Annotated in this window: 21 protein-coding genes; 7 read left to right on the plus strand and 14 right to left on the minus strand. The window is 60.1% G+C overall.

The features are described 5' to 3' along the window. Together rapZ and JFT85_RS11455 are read left to right on the plus strand one after the other, a co-directional pair. The gene (gene rapZ / locus JFT85_RS11450) at positions 1-858 is read left to right on the plus strand and encodes an RNase adapter RapZ (RefSeq protein WP_201229866.1); all 858 of its coding nucleotides are present in this window, start codon (positions 1-3) and stop codon (positions 856-858) included. A 16-nt stretch (positions 859-874) separates the two neighbouring features. Further along, positions 875-1,147: an HPr family phosphocarrier protein gene (locus JFT85_RS11455; protein ID WP_049709983.1), complete on the plus strand. Its 273-nt coding sequence runs from the start codon at positions 875-877 to the stop codon at positions 1,145-1,147. A gap of 37 nt (positions 1,148-1,184) precedes the next feature. Here the strand turns inward: JFT85_RS11455 and JFT85_RS11460 are convergent, their stop codons facing one another. The 6 genes from JFT85_RS11460 to pmbA all read right to left on the minus strand — a co-directional run bounded on the left by JFT85_RS11460 (position 1,185) and on the right by pmbA (position 6,438). Further along, positions 1,185-2,078 (minus strand): ZIP family metal transporter, encoded by an 894-nt coding sequence (locus JFT85_RS11460; RefSeq protein ID WP_053254417.1) that lies wholly within the window; start codon positions 2,076-2,078, stop codon positions 1,185-1,187. A gap of 31 nt (positions 2,079-2,109) precedes the next feature. Then, positions 2,110-2,721, minus strand: coding sequence for a superoxide dismutase (locus JFT85_RS11465; protein WP_053254416.1), 612 nt, complete (start codon positions 2,719-2,721; stop codon positions 2,110-2,112). Between the two features lies 1 nt (position 2,722). Then, positions 2,723-3,151 (minus strand): hypothetical protein, encoded by a 429-nt coding sequence (locus tag JFT85_RS11470; RefSeq protein ID WP_053254415.1) that lies wholly within the window; start codon positions 3,149-3,151, stop codon positions 2,723-2,725. Between the two features lie 27 nt (positions 3,152-3,178). Continuing rightward, on the minus strand, positions 3,179-4,555 hold the full coding sequence (locus tag JFT85_RS11475; protein ID WP_053254414.1) for a class II fumarate hydratase: 1,377 nt from the start codon (positions 4,553-4,555) through the stop codon (positions 3,179-3,181). Continuing rightward, positions 4,548-4,943 carry a hypothetical protein gene (locus JFT85_RS11480; RefSeq protein WP_053254413.1) on the minus strand — a complete coding sequence of 132 codons (396 nt, stop codon included), beginning with the start codon at positions 4,941-4,943 and terminating at the stop codon, positions 4,548-4,550. The genes JFT85_RS11475 and JFT85_RS11480 overlap by 8 nt, the downstream gene beginning before the upstream one ends. Before the next feature lie 148 nt (positions 4,944-5,091). Further along, positions 5,092-6,438 (minus strand): metalloprotease PmbA, encoded by a 1,347-nt coding sequence (gene pmbA, locus JFT85_RS11485; RefSeq protein ID WP_078827749.1) that lies wholly within the window; start codon positions 6,436-6,438, stop codon positions 5,092-5,094. A 108-nt stretch (positions 6,439-6,546) separates the two neighbouring features. Between pmbA and yjgA the strand changes: the two genes are divergently transcribed. Further along, positions 6,547-7,068 carry a ribosome biogenesis factor YjgA gene (gene yjgA, locus JFT85_RS11490; RefSeq protein ID WP_053254411.1) on the plus strand — a complete coding sequence of 174 codons (522 nt, stop codon included), beginning with the start codon at positions 6,547-6,549 and terminating at the stop codon, positions 7,066-7,068. A gap of 45 nt (positions 7,069-7,113) precedes the next feature. Here the strand turns inward: yjgA and tldD are convergent, their stop codons facing one another. The 8 genes from tldD to mreB form a co-directional block, all read right to left on the minus strand. Further along, positions 7,114-8,556: a metalloprotease TldD gene (gene tldD / locus JFT85_RS11495; RefSeq protein ID WP_064450712.1), complete on the minus strand. Its 1,443-nt coding sequence runs from the start codon at positions 8,554-8,556 to the stop codon at positions 7,114-7,116. 16 nt (positions 8,557-8,572) lie between these two features. Next, positions 8,573-9,421 (minus strand): carbon-nitrogen hydrolase family protein, encoded by an 849-nt coding sequence (locus JFT85_RS11500; RefSeq protein ID WP_069552861.1) that lies wholly within the window; start codon positions 9,419-9,421, stop codon positions 8,573-8,575. Positions 9,422-9,469: 48 nt separating this feature from the next. Continuing rightward, positions 9,470-13,285, minus strand: a complete 3,816-nt coding sequence (locus JFT85_RS11505) for a YhdP family protein (RefSeq protein WP_201229868.1) — start codon at positions 13,283-13,285, stop codon at positions 9,470-9,472. Between the two features lie 76 nt (positions 13,286-13,361). Continuing rightward, a complete protein-coding gene (gene rng, locus JFT85_RS11510; RefSeq protein ID WP_053254407.1) occupies positions 13,362-14,819 on the minus strand; it encodes a ribonuclease G in 1,458 nt (485 codons plus the stop codon). 70 nt (positions 14,820-14,889) lie between these two features. After that, complete coding sequence (locus JFT85_RS11515; RefSeq protein WP_078827747.1) at positions 14,890-15,486, minus strand: Maf family protein; 597 nt, start codon at positions 15,484-15,486, stop codon at positions 14,890-14,892. Positions 15,487-15,537: 51 nt separating this feature from the next. Continuing rightward, positions 15,538-16,026: a rod shape-determining protein MreD gene (gene mreD, locus JFT85_RS11520; RefSeq protein ID WP_017138250.1), complete on the minus strand. Its 489-nt coding sequence runs from the start codon at positions 16,024-16,026 to the stop codon at positions 15,538-15,540. Next, a complete protein-coding gene (gene mreC / locus JFT85_RS11525; protein ID WP_078827746.1) occupies positions 16,026-17,171 on the minus strand; it encodes a rod shape-determining protein MreC in 1,146 nt (381 codons plus the stop codon). The genes mreD and mreC overlap by 1 nt, the downstream gene beginning before the upstream one ends. Positions 17,172-17,310: 139 nt before the next feature. Further along, positions 17,311-18,348 (minus strand): rod shape-determining protein MreB, encoded by a 1,038-nt coding sequence (gene mreB, locus JFT85_RS11530; RefSeq protein WP_002555108.1) that lies wholly within the window; start codon positions 18,346-18,348, stop codon positions 17,311-17,313. A 210-nt stretch (positions 18,349-18,558) separates the two neighbouring features. On the opposite strand from mreB, the gene gatC reads away from it, so the two are divergent. The 4 genes from gatC to JFT85_RS11550 all read left to right on the plus strand — a co-directional run bounded on the left by gatC (position 18,559) and on the right by JFT85_RS11550 (position 22,239). Next, entirely contained in the window at positions 18,559-18,846 is a 288-nt protein-coding gene (gatC, locus tag JFT85_RS11535) for an Asp-tRNA(Asn)/Glu-tRNA(Gln) amidotransferase subunit GatC (RefSeq protein ID WP_053254404.1), read from the plus strand. Positions 18,847-18,862: 16 nt separating this feature from the next. Next, positions 18,863-20,314, plus strand: a complete 1,452-nt coding sequence (gene gatA, locus JFT85_RS11540) for an Asp-tRNA(Asn)/Glu-tRNA(Gln) amidotransferase subunit GatA (RefSeq protein ID WP_053254403.1) — start codon at positions 18,863-18,865, stop codon at positions 20,312-20,314. 10 nt (positions 20,315-20,324) lie between these two features. Next, a complete protein-coding gene (gene gatB / locus JFT85_RS11545; RefSeq protein WP_053254402.1) occupies positions 20,325-21,770 on the plus strand; it encodes an Asp-tRNA(Asn)/Glu-tRNA(Gln) amidotransferase subunit GatB in 1,446 nt (481 codons plus the stop codon). A 97-nt stretch (positions 21,771-21,867) separates the two neighbouring features. Then, entirely contained in the window at positions 21,868-22,239 is a 372-nt protein-coding gene (locus JFT85_RS11550) for a septal ring lytic transglycosylase RlpA family protein (protein ID WP_053255340.1), read from the plus strand. Positions 22,240-22,253 lie beyond the last annotated feature (14 nt).

The following is a 22,253-nucleotide window of genomic DNA, read 5'->3' on the forward strand; positions in this document are numbered from 1 at the left end:
ATGCGTTTGATCATCGTCAGCGGCCGCTCCGGCTCGGGTAAAAGCACCGCCCTCAACGTCCTTGAGGACAACGGTTTTTATTGCATCGACAACCTGCCCGCCGGTTTGCTGCCGGAGTTGGCGGAGCGTGCATTGATCCACACCGAGCTGGCGCAGCCCCTGGTTGCCGTCTCGATTGACGCCCGCAACCTGCCCAGCCATCTTCAGCGCTTTCCGCAATTGCTTGAGGAAGTACGCGCCAAGCATATCAATTGCGATGTGCTGTACCTGGACGCCGATGAAGAGACGCTGCTCAAGCGTTTTTCCGAAACCCGTCGCCGCCACCCCCTCAGCAGCCCTCACCGCTCGCTGGCCGAAGCCATCGAGGACGAGACCACGCTGCTGGGACCGATCATTGATCTGGCCGACCTCAAGATCAACACCACCGGCCTGAACCTGTATCAATTGCGGGATGCCATCAAGCTGCGCTTGCTGAACCAGCCAGAGCCTGGCACCGCATTTCTGGTCGAGTCGTTTGGCTTCAAGCGCGGGATGCCGGTGGATGCCGATCTGGTGTTTGATGTGCGCTGCCTGCCCAATCCTTACTGGAAGCCCGAGCTGCGTGATCAGTCCGGCCTTGATCAGCAGGTGGCCGAGTACTTGGCTGCGCAACCGGATGTCGAGGAGATGTTCCAGGACATCTCCAGCTACCTGCTCAAATGGTTACCGCGCTTTGCGGCAAGCAACCGGGCTTATGTCACCATTGCCATCGGCTGCACCGGCGGCCACCATCGCTCGGTGTACCTGACCGAGCGCCTGGGCCAGGTGCTGCAACAAACCCTCAAGAACGTCCAGGTTCGCCACCGCGACCTTAGCTGAAAGGAACACCCCCGCGATGCCCGCTCTGGAAATTGAAATCATCAACAAGCTGGGTTTGCATGCCCGAGCCTCCGCCAAATTCGTCGGCGTCGCCGGGCAGTTCCCCTGCCAGATCCGCGCAGGGCGAACGCCGGAATCCATGGTAGACGGTAAAAGCATCATGGCCATGATGATGCTGGCCGCCGGCAAGGGCACCAAGATTCATTTGAAGACGGAAGGCGAACAAGAGCAGGAAGCGATGGACGCGCTGGTAAAGCTGATCAATAACTTCTTTGATGAGGGCGAGTAAACTCACCCTTTACGGCGGGTGTGAGGCTGCAATGGCCTCACCCTAAAGCAGTATCCATCACCATCATCAAACAGAACCCGATGCACAAGCCCAGGCTGGCAAGCTTTTCGTGACCATGACGGCGCGACTCGGGGATAACTTCGTGAGTCACCACCAGCAACATCGCCCCCGCCGCCAACGCGAGCCCTAACGGCAACAAAACCTCCGCCAGGCTCACCAGCCATGCACACAGCACGGCAAACACCGGCTCGACCAAGCCCGACGCGGCACCGATCAAGAACGCCTTGACTCGCGACATGCCCGCCCCGGCCAAGACCAGCGCGATCACCAAACCTTCCGGCACGTCCTGCAGGGCAATCCCCATGGCCAAGCTGTCGGCATCCGGCATTCCGCCACCGGCCGAAACACCTACCGCCATGCCTTCCGGAATGTTGTGGGCAATGATGGCAAACACAAATAGCCAGATACGCGGGGGAATCACCGGTTGACCCGGCGTGCCCACCCGCATCTCCGGGCTGGCGCCCGATACCTTGCGGTCGACCAGGTAAAGACCGAATGCCCCGAGCATAATCCCGAAGCTGATCAAACCACTGGCGCCCCAACGCGAAAGCCCAAGGCCTTGCGCGGCAGCAATGCCCGGCACGATCAGCGAAAAAGCCGTCGCCGCCAGCATTACCCCGGCCCCAAAGCCCAGCAAGGTATCACTCAGTGCCACCGGCATCCGGCGAATCACCAACACCGGCACCGCACCCAGCGCCGTGCCGAGCGCGCAGATCGCGCCGCCCTGCAAGGCACGCAATATACGCGGCTCAAGGTCCAGCCAGCTCAGCCCTTGCGCCACCAGCAATGCAGTGCCTGCCAACAGCAGCAGCGAGCCAAACGCATAACGAAACATTCGCCCGCTGCTGATCGCCAGCGTTTCAGTGCCCATAGTCGGCCTTAGATCTTGTTATAGATAAATGTCAGGCCACAGCGGCCTGGTAGCGTGCGGCGACTTCCGGCCAATGGATGACGCTGTAGAAGGCGTTGATGTATTCCGGGCGACGGTTCTGGTAGCGCAGGTAGTAAGCGTGTTCCCACACGTCCAGGCCGAGGATCGGCGTGTTGCCGCTCATCAGCGGGCTGTCCTGGTTGCCACTGCTTTCCACCACCAGGGTCTTTTGCGGGGTAACGCTCAACCAGGCCCAGCCGCTGCCGAAACGCGTCAATGCGGCCTTGGTAAAGGCCTCCTTGAAACTGTCGAAGCCGCCCAACTGTTCATCGATGGCTTTGCCCAGCACGCCTTCGGGTTTGCCTCCGCCTTTTGGCGACATCACCGCCCAGAATAGCGAGTGGTTAGCATGCCCCCCGCCTTGGTTGATCACGGCGGCGCGCAGTTTTTCCGGTAGTTGCTGCACGCTTGAAACCAGCTTCTCAACCGGCCAGCCCGAGAATTCAGTGCCCTCGACTGCAGCATTCAAGTTATTGATATAGGTCTGATGGTGTTTGGTGTAGTGGATTTCCATGGTCTGCGCATCGATGTGCGGTTCCAGGGCGTCATAGGCGTAGGGCAAAGCAGGCAAGGTGTAAGTCATATCAATGTGCGCCGTAGTGTGGAGTGATCGGTTGCACCGCAGTGCCGCCAAGCAGGCGATGGGTACGCGGGTATTCGCCGTGATCGCTGATGAAGTTCAACAGTTCGACATAGGTCTTGCTGCTCTGGCGCAGCGCCGCCTCGCGCAATTGCGGGCTCAGGCGCGGGTCCTGCAGGGTCTGCAACAGCCGCTGGTGAATGGCACAAAGGTATTCCGCGCTTTCCTCCGGCTGGTTCAGACGCAGGTGCAGGTCCGCCAGGTTGTGATGGGAAATGACGCAAGCCGCCACTGCTTCGTCGGCATCCGCCCAGCGCTCGAACAGCACTTGAGCCAAGGCCAGGGCTTGCAAATAGGCCTCACGAGCATCGACCAGCTCGCCCGCCATAAAGCAACGATTGGCCCGTTCGATCGTGCGTTTCCAATGCTCCATGGTGAACCTCCAAAGCAGAGTCGGTGATTACACGCCGCCGGCCGTGAGTTTTTCCGGATCCAACAGGATTTCCAGTTGGCTACGTGGCAAGTCGGTGTGCTCGAGGGCGACATCAATCACCGGGCGGCCTTGCTGATAAGCCTTCTTGGCAATTTCAGCGGCTTTTTGGTAACCAATGATCGGGTTAAGTGCAGTGACCAGAATCGGGTTACGCGACAGCGCTTCCTTGAGCTTGGCTTCGTTGACCTTGAAGCTGGCGATCGCCTTATCAGCCAACAGCCGGCTGGCGTTGGCCAGCAACTCAAGGCTGCTGAGCAGGTTCTGGGCGATGATCGGCAACATCACGTTCAGTTCGAAGTTGCCGGACTGGCCGGCGACGGTAATGACCGTGTCATTGCCGATAACTTGGGCGGCGACCATGGCGGTCGCTTCCGGGATCACCGGGTTGACCTTGCCCGGCATGATCGAAGAGCCTGGCTGCAGGCCTTCCAGTTCGATTTCACCGAGCCCGGCCAATGGGCCGGAGTTCATCCACCGCAAGTCGTTGGCGATTTTCATCAGCGACACGGCGGTGGCTTTCAGTTGGCCGGAGACGGCGACGGCGGTGTCCTGGGAACCGATCAACGCGAACAGGTTTTTGCCTGGCGTGAATTTCACGCCGGTGAGGCTGCTCAGGTGCTGGCTGAAGCGGGCCGCAAATTCCGGGTGTGCGTTGATCCCGGTGCCGACCGCCGTGCCGCCCTGGGCCAACGCCTGCAAGCTCGGCAGCAGGTCCTGCAAGTGAGCGATATTGGCCTTGAGCTGTTGCGCCCAGCCATTGAGCACCTGGCTCATGCGCACGGGCATCGCGTCCATCAAGTGCGTACGGCCGGTCTTGATGAACGGGTGGACTTGTTCGGCCTTGTGTTCGATCACCTGAACCAGGTGCAGAAGGGCCGGCAGGGTGTGTTCGTGCAAGACCAGCGCTGCGCTGACGTGAATGGTGGTCGGAATGATGTCATTGCTGCTTTGGCCGCAATTCACGTGGTCGTTGGGGTTGATCGGCTCGCCCAGCAAGCGACTGGCCAGGGTCGCAAGCACTTCGTTGGCATTCATGTTGGAGCTGGTGCCGGAGCCGGTCTGGAAGATATCCACCGGGAAGTGCGGCATGAAATCGCCTTCGAGTAAGCCTTGGGCAGCGTCGACAATGGCCTTGCCCTGCCCTTCGCTGATTTGCTTGAGGTCGACGTTAGCCTTGGCTGCGGCGGCTTTGGCCAGGATCAGTGCGCGAATGAATTGCGCCGGCATGCGTTGGCTGCTGATCGGGAAATTATTCACCGCGCGCTGGGTTTGCGCACCATACAAGGCCTCGGCAGGCACTTGCAGTTCGCCCATGCTGTCGCGTTCGATACGGGTATTACTCATCGGAAGATCCTTGCACCAGGTCGGAGTGAGAAATAGACGGCAGCAATTCGCAGGTTGCCAATTGCCAGGCAAAGGTCTGCCAGCGCTTGAGTCGGCAGGCGCAGTGGGAAAGATTTTCCAGGTCGCGCAACGGACGCCACGCCTGGTCCAGGCACAGGGATCGCCAGTGCCAGGGCAAGGCGATGTCGCTGGCGGTGTCGATCAGCAGGCGGAATGACGTTTCAGCAATCGTCCACGGGTGGGTCGCGGTGCAGCACGCCAGGTATCGGCCCTCACTGAGGTAATGTTCAATCAGGCGAGGTTCATTGGGATCGAGGCCGCAGCGAATCTGACGACTCATCCAGCGCCAGCTCTCAAGGTACGGATCCTCATGCAGGACAGAACTCATGATCCACACTCATTCGATAATGAGATTTATTATTAATTGATATTAAGAATCAAAACAAGAGCAGCAGGTTAATCCGCTCATGGCTCAGCCATAAAAAAAGGCGCGCCATCGAGAAGATGGTGCGCCTTTTCGTTAAGCGTCGGAGGGGTTAGCTGCCGGCGACGGTCATCCGTTCGATCAGTACAGAACCCGTGCGAATGTTGCTGCGCAGTTCCAGGTCATTACCCACCGCGACGATCTGCTTGAACATATCGCGCATATTGCCGGCAATGGTGACTTCCTGAACGGCGAATTGAATTTCACCGTTTTCCACCCAGAAACCTGCCGCGCCGCGTGAATAATCACCGGTAACCATATTCAGGCCACTGCCCATCAATTCGGTGACCAGCAAGCCGCGGCCCATACGACGCAACAGCGCCGCCTGATCTTCGTCGCCATGGGTGACGAACAGGTTGTGCACGCCACCGGAGTTGGCAGTGCTTGGCAGGCCAAGCTTGCGGCCGGCGTACGTGCCCAGTACGTAGGACACCAGCTCGCCCTTCTCGACAAATGGCTTGGCATAAGTGGCCAGGCCATCACCGTCGAACGCTGAACTGCCCATGGCACGCATCAGGTGCGGACGTTCATCGATGGTCAACCACTCAGGAAACAGTTTCTGGCCAATAGCGCCTTCAAGAAACGAAGACTTGCGGTACAGATTACCGCCGGAAATCGCGCCCAGGAAACTGCCGAACAAACCACCGGCCAGTTCCGCCGAAAACAGCACAGGGACTTCGCAAGTCGGTACCGGACGGGCGCCCAGGCGGCTTGCTGCACGTTGCGCGGCGCGCTGGCCGATGCTGACCGGGTCGGCCAACAATTCGCCCTGACGGCTGACGTCATACCAATAGTCGCGCTGCATCTGGCCATTGGCTTCAGCGATCATCACACAGCTCAAGCTATGGCGAGTCGAGGCATAGCCGCCGATGAAACCATGGCTATTGCCATAGACGCGACAGCCTTGATGTGTGCTCAGCGTGGTGCCGTCGGCGTTTTTGATGCGGGCATCGGCATCAAAGGCCGCCGCTTCGCAAGTCAGCGCCAGTTCGATTGCCCGTTCGGGTGTGATATCCCAAGCGTGAAAAAGATCGAAGTCCTTTAAATCCTTGGCCATCAGCGCTTTATCTGCCAGGCCCGAGCTCTCATCTTCGGAGGTATGCTTGGCAATGGCCAACGCCGCCGCGACGGTTTCGCGAATCGCTTCCGGCCCACTGGCCGAGGTACTGGCCGACCCTTTGCGCTGCCCCACATACAATGTGATGCCAAACCCCTGGTCGCGGTTGAACTCCACGGTTTCCACTTCCCGCTGGCGTACCGACGTCGACAGCCCCTGCTCCAGCGACACCGCCACTTCACAGGCACTGGCCCCCTGGCGCTTGGCCTCGGCAAGGATCTGCTCGACTTGTTCCTGCAGTGCCGGTAACGCTTGCGGACCGACGCTTTGGGCTGCACTCATGGTTTTCTCCACTCAAATTCTGCTTTCGGTTAAGGCCATCGAGCGACCGGGCCGGACAAGCGGCCCCCGACTGGTTATCATGGCGGCGTTTCTTTGCGGACTGCCACCATGGTTGATTCTTACGACGACTCCCTCGATGGGGAGAAAAGCAAAACCCAGGTCAAACGCGAGCTGCATGCTCTGGTTGACCTCGGCGAGCGCCTTACAACGCTCAAGCCGGACTTGATTGCAAAACTGCCACTGACCGACGAAATGCGCCGGGCTCTGGCGGATGCACCTAAGCACACCGCGAATATCGCGCGTAAACGGCACATCATGTTTATCGGCAAACTGATGCGCGATCAGGACACTGACGCCATTCTGACCTTGCTCGATCAACTGGATGCCTCTACTCGCCAGTACAACGAACGCTTCCATAACCTGGAACGTTGGCGTGACCGCCTGATCTCGGGCGATGACGCGGTGCTGGAGAAATTCGTAGTGGACTATCCGGACGCGGACCGCCAGCAACTGCGCTCCCTGATCCGTCAGGCCCAGCACGAAGTGGCGCAAAACAAGGCTCCGGCCACCAGCCGTAAAATTTTCAAGTACATCCGTGAGCTGGACGAGACTCAACGCGGCCTGCGTTGATCCTCTTCCCCGGGTGGCGGTCCTCGCCACCCGAAGCTCCGGCACTTACGAGCCCGTGCCACCCACGGTGATCGCATCAATCTTCAAGGTAGGCTGACCAACGCCGACCGGCACTGACTGCCCATCCTTGCCGCACGTGCCCACGCCGCTGTCCAGCGAAAGGTCGTTACCGACCATCGACACCTTGCTCATGGCTTCCGGCCCGTTACCAATCAACGTCGCCCCTTTGACCGGCGCGGTAATCTTGCCGTCTTCGATCAGGTACGCCTCGCTGGTGGAGAACACAAACTTACCGCTGGTGATATCCACCTGGCCGCCGCCGAGGTTGGCGCAGTAGATCCCGCGTTTTACCGAGGCAATGATTTCTGCCGGGTCGCTTTCGCCACCGAGCATGTAGGTGTTGGTCATGCGTGGCATCGGCAAGTGCGCGTAAGACTCGCGACGGCCGTTACCGGTGCGGGCCACTCCCATCAGGCGGGCGTTGAGTTTGTCTTGCATGTAGCCCTTGAGCACGCCGTTTTCAATCAGCGTGGTGCACTCGGTCGGCGTACCTTCGTCGTCGACGCTCAGCGAGCCACGGCGACCGGCCAGGGTGCCGTCATCGACAATGGTGCACAGCTTGGAGGCGACCATCTCGCCCATGCGCCCACTGTAGGCCGAACTGCCCTTGCGGTTGAAGTCGCCTTCCAGGCCGTGCCCTACGGCTTCATGGAGCAACACACCGGACCAGCCCGAGCCCAACACCACCGGCAATGTACCGGCTGGCGCGGGAATGGCTTCCAGGTTGACCAATGCCTGACGCAGCGCTTCACGGGCATAGCCCATGGCACGGTCTTCAGCGAGGAAATAGCGGTAGTCGGTACGCCCACCACCACCATGACCGCCACGCTCGCGGCGACCGTTCTGCTCGACGATCACGCTGACATTGAAACGCACCAGCGGCCGTACATCTGCCGCCAGGCCGCCGTCGGTGGACGCCACAAGGATGCGCTCCCACACACCGGCCATGCTCACGGTCACTTGCTGGATACGCGGGTCGAGGGCACGGGTGGCCGCGTCGATACGCTTGAGCAAGTCGACCTTCTCCGCACGGCTGATCACTTCCAGGGGGTTATCCGGCGCGTACAACTGGGCCACGTCCTGGGTGCTGAACGCCTGCACCGTGCCGTTCTGGCCGGCACGGGAAATCGAGCGCGCCGCACGGGCAGCGAGGCCAAGGGCTTCAAGGGTAATAGCGTTGCTGTAGGCAAAGCCGGTCTTTTCACCGGATTGCGCGCGCACACCGACGCCTTGGTCAAGGTTGAAACTGCCTTCCTTGACGATGCCGTCTTCGAGAGCCCACGACTCGGAAATCTGGCCCTGGAAATACAGATCGGCCGCGTCGATGCCCGGCCCGGCCAGATCACCGAGCACGGTTTGCAAACTTTCGATGGTCACGCCACCGGGTGCCAGGAGGTGTTCACTGACGGAGGACAACAACTCGCTCATAGGTTTGGCCTTAAATTCATCGTTCCGAAGCAGGCCGCTGCGCGCCCTGCGAGAAAAAGCGCCGATGGTTGACCACCGGCATGCGCGCCCGTATCGACGCCTGTTCACTGCTGTCGCGTTCGGCCAGCAACACCGCCTCGCCTTGATCCTGCTGCGCCAGCACTCGCCCCCAAGGGTCGACAATTGCCGCGTGGCCAAAGGTTTCCCGTGGGCCTGGGTGCACACCGCCTTGAGCGGCCGCCAGCAGGTAGCACTGGGTTTCAATGGCGCGCGCACGGATCAGCACATCCCAATGCGCGGCACCGGTCACCGCCGTAAAGGCCGAAGGCGCGGTAATCAATTCAGCTCCCGCCGCGCGCAATTCGCTGTACAGCTCCGGGAACCGCAAGTCATAACACACCGTCAGGCCCAAGCGGCCCACCGGTGTATCCGCCACCACCACATTGCTCCCGAAAGCATAGTCGTCGGATTCACGATAACGCCCTCGCGCATCTGCTACGTCCACATCGAACAGGTGCAGCTTGTCGTAACGGGCGACGATTTCACCCCGATCATCGATCAGCAACGAACAGGCGTTGGACTTGGCGTCAGGTTGGTCCTTGGGCGGCAGCGGCAACGTGCCGGCCACTATCCATAAGGTGAGGTCGCGGGCAGTCTGTTTCAACCATGGCAGGATCGGGCCGTCGCCCAACGCTTCAGCGCGGCCGATATCGGCCACATCACGACGCCCCATGGCCGCGAAGTTCTCAGGCAGAACTGCCAGCTTCGCACCACCTGCCGCCGCTTGCTCCAGCAGGCGTCGGGCCTGTGCCAGGTTGACCAGCACATCACTCTGGCTGACCATTTGAATTACCGCAAAGGACATAGGCCGACACTCCGTAAAAGGCATGCGGCCATGCTACTCCACAGCCTCTCAGTTTGGCTTTTCAAATGGCTTGTCGAAGGTGATTTTTGGATCCTTCCAAGGACCTTCCACTTTGTATTGCACACTGGCGAAGCGCGAAACACGATCACCGATCAGCTTGTCGATCAGGAACAATGCGCCACCAATGGCCGGCGCCCCCACAATCAGCGCGGCAATCGGCAGGTTATTGGTGACCGGCAATGTGACCAGCAATTTGGCGTCGACACGGTCAGCCACCAAATCCAGGGTGCCATTGAGCTCCAGGTTGGTAGAAGGCCCCGTCATGGTGATCGGCTCACGGGTCACAAACACACCATCACTGGCGGCCAGCAAACCTTTGACCCGGTCATAACTCAAGCCTTTGCCGAGCAAGTCGGAAAAGTCCAGGCGCAAACGGCGGCCAATGGAGTTGAAGTTCAGCAACCCAAACACCCGCAGGGCCTGGGCGCCACCTTCCACTTCAACGAACTGACCCTTGCGGAACGCGGCATCCAGGCTACCGGAGAAACGCTTGGGCCCGACCCACGCCGGCGAACCCGGCCAACGACCATCCACGTCCAGGTGGAAGTCATCGCTGGTTACCGTCGGCGCAAAGCCCCAGCCCTTGAGCACATCAGCGATGTTCTTGCCATCCAGGCGGCCCCTGTACCAACTGCTGCTCGCACCGGGCGCACCCTCCCAGCCACCGGCGCCTTTGAGCTGCATTCCCTTGAGGCCCAAGTCCAGGTTGTTGAAGGCCAGGCCTTTGGCGGTCGGTCGAATCTTCAGCGACCAGGCGCCCACCAGGTCAGGCCCCTGGAACAGTTGGTTGATATCGATATCGAGTGCCGGAATCTCTTTGGGATCAATATCCGCCAATGGATCCGGCGCATTTTCGTCCGCCTGAACGGTGGGGTCTACGGCCGGTAATTTCACATACTGCAGATTGATCGCAATGGGCGCGCCTTTGGCGTCCGGCAAATTTACCGTGCCTTTGGCCTGCTGACTGTCAAGCTGCAAACCCCAGGCTGTCGGCTTGCGGTCAAGCTGCAAGGTGACTTGGTCAAACTGAGTACCAAAGCCGGTCAGCTTGCCCACCTTAAAGTCCGCACCACTGAGCAGTTGCTTGGCGCTCCCGCCGGGGTCATTACCCGCGTAGCGGTCGACCAGTTTTTTCCACGGGTCGATATCCAGCTCAGAAAGCACACCGCGAATCCGCAAGCCTTTGGCAGCAGGCAGCACGGCATCACCATTGCCGAGGAACAGCTCCCCGCGGCCGTCATTGAATTTGTCCGCCGGCGCTGCAAAGGTAAAACTCGCCAGCTCGCCGTAACTGAACCAGTAACGCCGCTCGGCGCCCTGCAAGGTCATGCGGAACACGCTGTCGCGGCCTTGGCTGGCGGGCATGCCAAAAGGCGCCGGCAGGTCCACCGCCACGCCTTTCATAGTGGAGCTGACCATCAGTTGGCTGTCCGCGCCGTCCAGGGTCACTTGTAATTGGTAAGGGATATCACCGGACACCGGCAACGGCTGGCTGATTTTCAACCAGTCCGTCAGCCGCTTGACCGTGACCTGGCCCTTGGCAATGACCCGCGTACTGAGACTACCTGGCTTGCCGTCGGCGAGGATCTGCGCAGTGATGGGGCGATCGAACGCCTTGGCCGAGATGTTCTGGCCACTCAGGCCCTTGGCGCTGTCGAAGCGGAAATCGCCCTTGAGCTGGGTCAGATCCAGAGTCGGCTCCGCCAATTGCAAGCGAGCCTTGTCAGTCTGAAAGTCCACGACAATAGTGGGCTCGGTGCCCTTGGCCAAAGGAATGTCCAGATCCAGCTTGCCTTGCAGGTCACCCTCGCCTTTCCAACCGGCGAAGGTCGAGCCAGTGCCTATCGGCGCGTCCTGAAGGATTTTCAGGCCATCGCCCAAACCACCCGCAAACCCTCCGGTGATCAGCAGATGGCTGTCCTTGCCGGCCGGCGCGTGTGGGATGTTGACATAGACGTCCTTGACCTTGGTGTCGAGCAACTGGCCCTTGCTGGCCAGGATACGCACACCGCTCTCCTCGACAAACACTTCGCCATTCACTTTGCTCACATGCGGCCAACCCGGCTGGAATGCCAGTTCGGCGTCATGCACCTTGAAGAACAGGCTGATATTGCGCGCAGCGGGCAGCGCGTCGTGGTTCAACGACCCCTGGTACTGGAAGAAACCTTGATCCACCGCACCTTTGAGAATCGCCGTGCGCAACCATTCATCCAGCGAAGGGCTCAATACCGCCGGCAGATATTTGGAGGTGAAGCGCCCATCGCCATCGACCATGCCGACCCGCAGGTCCATATAGTCTTCTTGGGCATGGTCGAAATGCAGGCGAATCAAGAAGTCTGCGGCGACCTTGCCCTCTTCGCCCAGCACCTTGATATACGGGGCGATCAGGGTGAAGCCTTCTTTATCCAGCGTCCATGTCAGGCGCGCGTTGGCCTGCATGTACTGCCAGGGCTTGGCGAAGATCGGGTACAAGTGCAGGGAAAAGTCCTTGCTGTCCATGCGCAACTCGCCATGGCCAAGGTCACCGCTGATGCTGCCGGACACGTTACGTGCGGCCGGCGCGCCGAAGTACGCATCAAAGCCGATGCGCTCAAGGTTGGCGGCGAAGCTGACTTTCTGATCGGTCGTGTCCTGCGGGCGGAAGTCCACCAGCACATTGCGCAACAGGCCTGTGGCTTTCAGGTGCTCGATGGTGGTGGCAAACCCTTCCGGCAACGGCGCGAGGGCATTCAGTAACGGCGTAATCGGGGTCAGGTCCAACCGATCGGCCTGAAGCTTCCAGGTTTCCTGTGCTTTTTCGGTGGCCAGGCTTTGCTGCAATTGCAGTTGCGACTCCCAACGGGTCTCGCCGATGTTCATCGCCAGCGAATCGAACAGCACCTTCAGGCCACTATCACTGCGCTGCAGGTAAGCGTTGAGGGCGAGGTTTTCGATATGTACCGGCTTACGGTCCGCGTAGCTGCCCTTCACCTGAGGTGAATTGAGGCGCACCACAACGCTTTGCACGGTGCCCTTGGCCCACGTCAGCCAGAACTCCCCGCCCGCCTTCAATTGCGTGAGTTTCCATTGCTGGGTCAGCTTGGCCGGAATCCATTTGGCCCAGTCGCTTTGAGGCAGGCTGAGGTAGGCCTCGACTTCGCCCTCTTTCCATTGGCTTGCACGAATTCGGCTACGCAGGCTCAAGGCAAGCGGCTGGCCGTCGGGCAGGGTCAAGCGTGCGTCCAGACGTTGGCGCGCCTCACCGCTGTGCAGGCTCAGGCCCACGTAGGTCAGGGTCAGCGGCGCCTCGCCGAACGGTTGCAGGGTGACCTGGCTGTCCAGCAACGACACACGCTTGACGATCTGCATGCGTGTCAACAACTGCTCCGGGTCCAACGGCTGGTCGTCCTGCACCGGCAGGCCTTGAAGTGCCCAGTGGCCGTCCTTGTCTTCCTTGACGCTCAACTGCAACCCGCTGACTTCCAGATGAGCAATACGCACTTCACGGGCCATGAGGCTGGCCCAGATATCCGGCACCACTTCGACCTGATCCAGGCGCAAGGCGCTGTTGCCTTCACCGACCATCACGTCATGGGCCAGCAATACTGGCGCAAAGCCGCTCCAGCGCCCTTCCAGGCTGCCGATTTGCAGGGGCACATCCACCGCAGCCTGGGCCTTGGCTTCGATTTCGGCGCGATATTCGGCCACCAGCGGGACCAACTCACGACCCAGGCTCACGTACACCGCCGCCAATACCAGCAGTAAGGCGCACACGCCCAGGCTCCAACGGGTCAAAGCGGCAAAAAAGCGTTTCAGACGCTCCATGTCAGGCGACCCTCAAGGCAATTAGCGGACGGAAGATCAAGGTCTGCCGGTCTCGAAGAAAGAAAGCGATTGCGGATCAGAGCAGCACCACGTCGTATTGTTCCTGGGAATACATGGTTTCGACCTGAAAGCGAATCGTGCGTCCGATAAACCCCTCCAGTTCAGCAACGTTGCCCGACTCCTCATCCAGCAAGCGATCGACCACTTTCTGGTTGGCAAGCACTCTGTAACCCTCGGCCTGGTAAGCACGCGCCTCCCGTAAGATTTCCCGGAAGATCTCGTAGCAAACCGTTTCCGGGGTCTTCAACTTGCCGCGCCCCTGGCAACTGCTGCAAGGTTCGCACAGCACTTGCTCAAGGCTTTCGCGGGTGCGTTTGCGGGTCATCTGCACCAGGCCCAGTTCGGTAATACCGATGATATTGGTCTTGGCGTGATCGCGCTCAAGCTGCTTCTCGAGCGTGCGCAGCACTTGGCGCTGGTGTTCTTCGTCTTCCATGTCGATGAAGTCGATGATGATGATGCCGCCCAGGTTGCGCAGGCGCATCTGACGCGCGATAGCGGTGGCTGCTTCGAGGTTGGTCTTGAAAATGGTTTCTTCAAGGTTGCGATGGCCGACAAATGCGCCGGTGTTGACGTCGATGGTGGTCATGGCTTCCGCCGGGTCCACCACCAGATAGCCGCCGGACTTGAGCGGTACTTTGCGCTCCAGGGCTTTCTGGATTTCGTCTTCAACGCCATACAGGTCGAAGATCGGCCGCTCACCAGGATAGTGCTCCAGGCGGTCGGCAATTTCCGGCATCAGCTCGGCAACAAACTGCGTGGTGCGCTGGAAGGTTTCCCGCGAGTCGATGCGAATTTTCTCAATCTTCGGGCTGACCAGGTCACGCAGCGTGCGCAGGGCCAGGCCCAGGTCTTCATAGATGACGCTCGGCGCACCGATGGTTTTGATCTGTGCTCCGATCTGGTCCCACAAACGCCGCAGGTAGCGGATGTCCATCAGGATTTCATCGGCGCCGGCGCCTTCTGCGGCGGTGCGCAAGATAAAACCACCGGCTTCCTTGATGCCTTCGGCGGCCACGCAGTCGCTGACCACCTTTTTCAGGCGTTCGCGCTCGGCTTCATCTTCGATTTTCAAGGAAATGCCGACGTGGGCAGTCCGCGGCATGTACACCAGATAACGCGACGGAATTGACAGTTGTGTCGTCAAGCGAGCGCCTTTGGAGCCGATCGGGTCCTTGGTGACTTGCACCACCAGGCTCTGTCCTTCATGCACCAACGCGCTGATGCTCTCGACCGCAGGGCCTTCGCGCAGGGAAATTTCCGAAGCGTGAATAAAAGCGGCACGGTCCAGGCCGATGTCAACGAACGCCGCCTGCATCCCCGGCAACACGCGCACAACCTTGCCTTTATAAATGTTGCCAACGATCCCGCGCTTCTGTGTGCGCTCGACGTGCACTTCTTGCAGAACACCGTTTTCTACCACCGCCACGCGCGATTCCATCGGCGTGATATTGATCAGAATCTCTTCACTCATGGCTGGGTCTCGTTCAGGCGTTTTCACAATAGTGACCGATCGCTTAAGGCTTGGCGCGCAAGTAAGGCGTTCAGCGCGCGGTAAGGTTTTGCCAACAGGGTATGCCGAATTGGCCAAGCAGTTGCGCGGTTTCGCACACCGGCAGGCCTACCACAGCGGAATAGCTGCCATTGAGTCCGGCGACGAACACCGACCCCAGCCCTTGGATAGCATAGCCGCCGGCTTTGTCCTGTGGCTCACCACTGTGCCAGTAGGTTGTAGCCTCCTCGACACAAATCCCACGAAACCGTACGCGACTGCTTACACACCGAGTTTCGCAGCGCTGGCCGTCAGTGACGGCAATGGCGGTGAGCACTTCATGTTCTCGATCGGACAGAGCCAGCAACATCGCCAGGGCATCCGCTTGATCCACGGGCTTGCCCAAGATCTGACCATCAACGATGACGGCAGTGTCGGCCCCCAGCACACAGACGCCGGAGGGTTGTTCAAGCGCAGAAAAACCCGCCGTCGCCTTACCCCGAGCAAGGCGCTCGACGTAGGCAACGGCGGATTCGTTTTTAAGAGGAGTTTCATCAATAGCGGCGCTGACCACGGTGAATGGCACACCGATCTGGGTCAGCAGTTCACGCCGCCTTGGGGAGCCCGAGGCCAGATAAAGCGAATTCATTCCAGACTCTCCCTGTAGGGTTCGATAACCAGGCAGAGCCTCGCAATCCATTCAATTGATTTTATAGCGACGACGTAATCCACGCAGACCGAAACTGACCCAAGGCCACAGCAGCGCACTGACCAGGGCTGGCAACACCAGCGCGAGGGTTGGCTGACGGTTACCGGTCAAGGCGCTGAGCCACAGTTGCACCAACTGCGCCAGGCCGAAGATCACCAGGATCACCAGGCACTGCTGCCACATCGGGAACATCCGCAGTCGCTGTTGCAGTGACAGTACCAGGAACGTAATCAGGGTCAGGATCAATGCGTTCTGGCCCAGCAAGGTGCCATAGAGCACGTCTTCCGCCAAGCCCAGGCACATCGCCGTGACCATCCCGACTTTATGCGGCAGGGTCAGCGACCAGAAGGCAAGCAACAACGCGAGCCAGAGCGGTCGCAGGATTTCCATGAATTGCGGCAGCGGCGAAACGCTTAACAGCAAGCCGATGGCGAAGGTCAGCCAGACGATCCAGCCATTGCGCGAATGAGTACCGGCCATTATTCCTCCCTCTGCCGCGTGGTTGCCGGGGCCGCGGCCGGTGAACGGGTTGCCGGGGCCACAGCGGCAGGCGGTTTAGCCGCCGGGGTTGTGGCAGCGGGCGCCGACACAGGCGGTTTGGTTGCAACCGGCTTGGCCGCACGCGCGCTGTGAACTGCTGGCTTGGCCGGCGTTGCCACAGGTGCTGCCGGGGTGGCTGCGGGCGCAGGCGGCCCCACGAACGCTGGTTTTGGCACCGTGGCAGGAATGACCGGCGCAGTGCCGTTCTGCTTGTCTTCCGCTTCCTGGGCCTGGGCGGCGTCGTTGACGCGCTCTTCCGGGGTACGGTTGTCGCTGAAGACCAACAGCAGGTAGCGGCTGCGGTTCAGGGCGGCAGTCGGTACGGCGCGGACGATCGCAAATGGCTGGCCGGAATCGTGGATCACTTCCTTGACCGTCGCGACCGGGTAACCCGCCGGGAAACGCTGACCCAGGCCGGAGCTGACCAGCAGGTCGCCTTCCTTGATGTCGGCAGTGTCTGCCACATGCCGCAATTCAAGGCGCTCCGGGTTGCCTGTGCCGCTGGCAATCGCACGCAAGCCATTACGGTTGACCTGTACGGGAATGCTGTGGGTTGTGTCCGTGAGCAGCAATACCCGTGAGGTGTAAGGCATCAGTTCAACCACCTGGCCCATCAGGCCACGGGCGTCGAGCACCGGCTGACCGAGGACCACACCGTCGCGCTCACCCTTATTGATGATGATGCGATGGGTAAACGGGTTGGGGTCCATGCCGATCAACTCGGCGACCTCGACCTTTTCGTTCACCAGTGCGGACGAATTGAGCAACTCGCGCAGCCGAACGTTCTGCTCGGTGAGGGCCGCCAGCTTTTGCATGCGCCCCTGCAGCAGCAGGTTTTCAGTCTTGAGTTTTTCGTTCTCGGCGACCAGCTCGGTGCGGCTGCCGAATTGGCTGGCCACGCCCTGGTAGAGACGTTGCGGCAGGTCGGTGATCCAGTAAGTCTGCATCAACACCAGCGACATCTGGCTACGCACGGGCTTGAGCAGTGCAAAGCGGGCATCGACCACCATCAGCGCGACCGAAAGCACGACCAGCACCAATAAGCGCACGCCCAATGAGGGGCCTTTGGCGAAAAGCGGTTTAATAAGCCGCTCCTCCCAGGCAAATGTTCTCTTTATTCATACGGCATCAAACCGGCCTGGATGCAGATTGAAGAAGATAAACGCCAACAGGCAGCACTGCAAAGTGCTGCCTGCGGGCGAAGCATGAACCACCCAAGCAATCTTATTCGCTGGAGAGCAGGTCCATGGTGTGTTTATCCATCATTTCCAGTGCACGGCCACCGCCACGAGCGACGCAGGTCAGCGGGTCTTCGGCAACAATCACCGGCAGACCGGTTTCCTGGGCCAGCAGCTTGTCGAGGTCACGCAGCAAAGCGCCACCACCGGTCAGCACCAGGCCACGCTCGGCGATGTCGGAAGCCAGTTCCGGCGGCGATTGCTCCAGGGCGCTCTTCACAGCCTGAACGATAGTGGCCAGGGACTCTTGCAGAGCTTCCAGCACTTCATTGGAGTTCAGGGTGAAGGCACGTGGAACGCCTTCGGCCAGGTTGCGACCGCGAACATCGACTTCGCGAACTTCGCCGCCCGGGTAAGCGGTGCCGATTTCCTGCTTGATGCGCTCAGCAGTGGATTCACCGATCAGGCTGCCGTAGTTACGGCGTACATAAGTGATGATCGCTTCGTCGAAGCGGTCGCCGCCTACGCGCACGGATTCGGCATACACCACACCGTTCAGGGAAATCAGGGCGATTTCAGTGGTACCACCACCGATATCGACCACCATCGAACCGCGCGCTTCCTCAACCGGCAAACCGGCGCCGATAGCGGCAGCCATAGGTTCTTCGATCAGGAACACTTCGCGAGCACCGGCACCAAGGGCCGATTCACGGATGGCACGACGCTCCACCTGGGTGGACTTGCACGGAACGCAGATCAGCACACGAGGGCTGGGCTGCAGAAAACTGTTTTCGTGAACTTTGTTGATGAAGTACTGCAGCATCTTCTCGCAGACGCTGAAGTCGGCGATCACGCCGTCTTTCATCGGACGAATGGCAGCGATATTGCCTGGTGTTCGGCCGAGCATGCGCTTGGCCTCGGTGCCAACGGCAACGACACTTTTCTGATTACCATGGGTCCGAATGGCCACAACCGATGGCTCATTCAGAACGATACCGCGCTCGCGCACGTAAATAAGGGTGTTGGCAGTGCCCAGGTCAATGGAAAGATCGCTGGAAAACATGCCACGCAGTTTCTTGAACATGGGGAAAGGACCCTAGGCAACGCGTGGGTAAAAAAGTGCGGCAAACTCTAACAACGACAGGGATTTTGGGCAAGGCGCCAATGTGCTAAATTGGCCGACTTTCTGTGCACCAACCCCCACAATCGCGGCCTTATGACCGTAGAAATGCGGTAGTGTTCCGACAATCTAACACACGGACGCCCTCCGTTCTGTTTTCCACTGGAGAATCCCATGGCGCTTGAACGCTCCGACGTGGAAAAAATCGCTCATCTGGCCTCGCTTGGCCTGAATGAAGCCGATCTTCCACAGACCACCGCAGCCTTGAACAGCATTCTCGGGCTTGCTGACCAAATGCAGGCCGTCAATACCGACGGCATCGAGCCCCTGGCTCACCCACTGGAAGCCAGCCAGCGCCTGCGTGCAGACGTTGTGACCGAGCGAAATAATCGCGAGGCCTACCAGTCCATCGCGCCAGCGGTCGAAAACGGCCTGTATCTGGTTCCGAAAGTCATCGACTAAAGGGAAAGAGCCTGCAATGCATCACATGACTCTGGCCGAGATCGCCCGCGGTCTCGCCGATAAAAAGTTTTCTTCCGAAGAGCTGACCAAGACCCTGCTTGCGCGCATCGCCGAGCTCGACCCCAAGGTCAACAGCTTCATCAGCCTCACCGAAGAGCTGGCCTTGAGCCAGGCCAAGGCCGCCGACGTGCGTCGCGCCAACGGTGAAAATGGCGCGCTGCTGGGCGCACCGATCGCCCACAAAGACTTGTTCTGCACCCAGGGCATTCGCACCAGCTGCGGCTCGAAGATGCTCGACAACTTCAAGGCGCCCTACGACGCCACCGTGGTGTCCAAGCTGGCTACCGCCGGGGCCGTGACCCTGGGCAAGACCAACATGGACGAATTCGCCATGGGTTCGGCCAACGAGTCGAGCTACTACGGCGCGGTGAAAAACCCGTGGAACCTGGAACACGTGCCCGGCGGTTCGTCGGGTGGTTCAGCTGCCGCCGTTGCCGCGCGCTTTCTGCCGGCCGCCACGGCAACCGACACCGGCGGCTCGATCCGTCAGCCTGCCGCGTTTACCAACCTCACCGGCCTTAAACCGACCTACGGTCGTGTTTCCCGCTGGGGCATGATCGCCTACGCCTCCAGCCTGGATCAGGGCGGCCCGTTGGCACGCACTGCCGAAGACTGCGCAATATTGTTACAAGGTATGGCCGGGTTCGATAAACAGGACTCCACCAGCATCGATGAGCCAGTGCCGGACTACAGCGCCAGCCTGAATACGTCGATCAAAGGCCTGCGTATCGGCGTGCCGAAAGAGTATTTCAGCGCCGGCCTCGACCCGCGCATCGCCGAACTAGTGCACAACAGTGTCAAGGAGCTGGAAAAGCTCGGCGCGGTGATCAAGGAAGTCAGCCTGCCGAACAACCAGCACGCGATTCCTGCGTACTACGTGATCGCGCCTGCTGAAGCCTCCTCCAACCTGTCGCGTTTCGACGGCGTACGTTTCGGCTACCGCTGTGAAAACCCGAAAGACCTGACCGACCTGTACAAACGCTCCCGGGGCGAAGGCTTCGGTGCCGAAGTACAACGCCGCATCATGGTCGGTGCCTACGCACTGTCGGCCGGCTACTACGACGCGTACTACCTCAAGGCGCAAAAAATCCGTCGCCTGATCAAGAACGACTTCATGGCCGCTTTTGAAGAAGTTGATGTGATCCTCGGCCCAACCACGCCGAACCCGGCCTGGAAGATTGGCGCCAAGACCGGCGACCCAATCGCCGAGTACCTGGAAGACCTGTACACCATCACCGCTAACCTCGCGGGCTTGCCGGGCTTGTCCATGCCTGCCGGTTTCGTCGATGGCCTGCCGGTCGGCGTGCAATTGCTCGCCCCGTATTTCCAGGAAGGCCGCTTGCTCAATGTGGCGCACCAGTACCAGTTGAACACTGACTGGCACACTCGCACCCCTACCGGCTTCTGAGGAGCACACTATGCAATGGGAAGTTGTGATCGGGCTGGAGATTCATACCCAGCTCGCCACCCAATCGAAGATTTTCTCCGGTAGCGCCACCACGTTCGGCGCAGAGCCCAACACCCAGGCCAGCCTGGTCGACCTGGGCATGCCCGGCGTACTGCCGGTGCTGAACCAGGAAGCGGTGCGCATGGCGGTGATGTTCGGCCTGGCGATTGACGCCGAGATCGGCCAGCACAACGTGTTCGCGCGCAAGAACTACTTCTACCCGGACCTGCCCAAGGGCTACCAGATCAGCCAGATGGAGCTGCCGATCGTCGGCAAGGGCCACCTGGACATCCCGCTGGAAGACGGCACCATCAAGCGCGTTGGCGTGACCCGCGCGCACCTGGAAGAAGATGCCGGCAAGAGCCTGCACGAAGAATTCCCAGGGGCCACCGGCATCGACCTGAACCGTGCCGGCACGCCGTTGCTGGAAATCGTCTCCGAGCCGGACATGCGCAGCGCCAAGGAAGCCGTGGCCTACGTCAAGACCATCCACGCGCTGGTGCGTTATCTGGGCATCTGCGACGGCAACATGGCCGAAGGCTCGCTGCGTTGCGACTGTAACGTGTCGATCCGTCCAAAAGGCCAGGTCGAGTTCGGCACCCGCTGCGAGATCAAGAACGTCAACTCGTTCCGCTTCATCGAGAAGGCGATCAACAGTGAAGTGCGTCGCCAGATCGAGCTGATCGAAGACGGCGGCAAGGTAATCCAGCAAACCCGCCTGTACGATCCGAACAAAGATGAAACCCGCGCCATGCGCAGCAAAGAGGAAGCCAACGACTACCGTTACTTCCCCGACCCGGACCTGTTGCCGGTGGTCCTTGAGGATTCGTTCCTCAATGACATCCGTGCCACCCTGCCGGAATTGCCGCAGCAAAAACGCGAGCGCTTCCAGGAGCAGTTCGGCCTGTCGGTCTACGATGCCAGCGTGCTGGCGTCCAGCCGAGAGCAAGCCAACTACTTCGAAAAAGTCGTGAGCATTGCTGGCGACGCCAAACTGGCGGCCAACTGGGTCATGGTTGAGCTGGGCAGCCTGTTGAACAAGCAGGGCCTGGAAATCGACGAAGCACCGGTTACCGCCGAGCAACTGGGCGGCATGCTGCTGCGCATCAAGGACAACACCATCTCCGGCAAAATCGCCAAGACCGTGTTCGAAGCGATGGCGAGCGGCGAAGGCAGCGCCGACGACATCATCGACAAGCGCGGCCTCAAGCAAGTCACCGACAGCGGCGCGATCTCGGCCGTACTCGATGAGATGCTCGCCGCCAATGCTGAGCAAGTTGAACAATACCGTGCGGCAGACGAAGCCAAGCGCGGCAAGATGTTCGGCTTCTTTGTCGGCCAGGCGATGAAAGCCTCCAAAGGCAAAGCCAACCCGCAACAGGTGAACGAACTGCTCAAAAGCAAGCTCGAAGGCTGATAACGGTGAAGGGTCCGAATGGGATTTCATGCCCAACTCGGACCCGTGTGGGAGCGGGCTTGCCCGCTCCCACATTTGATACGGGGCAGCATTGATGATGAAGCGTCTACTCGGCCTACTGGCCCTGTTCTCCCTGCTGGCCGGTTGCGCCAGCGGCCTCATCGACCCCAACGGCTACGACGAAACCGGCACCGCTTCGTATTACGGCGCCAAGCACCATGGCAACCGAACCGCCAGCGGTGAACCTTTCAACCAGAACGCCCTGACCGCCGCTCATCGGCGCCTGCCTTTCGGCACCCGGGTCAAGGTGACCAATCTCGACAACAACAAATCCGTGGTACTGCGCATCAATGATCGCGGCCCGCATACTCGTGGCCGCCTGATTGATGTTTCACGCAAGGCTGCCGGACAGCTCGGTATGCTGGGCAGCGGAACCGCACGGGTTCGCGTGCAAGCGCTGAGCAACTGACAGGAGCCCTGGCC

It is taken from the genome of Pseudomonas sp. TH04 (assembly GCF_016651355.1).
Lineage (GTDB): Bacteria > Pseudomonadota > Gammaproteobacteria > Pseudomonadales > Pseudomonadaceae > Aquipseudomonas > Aquipseudomonas fluorescens.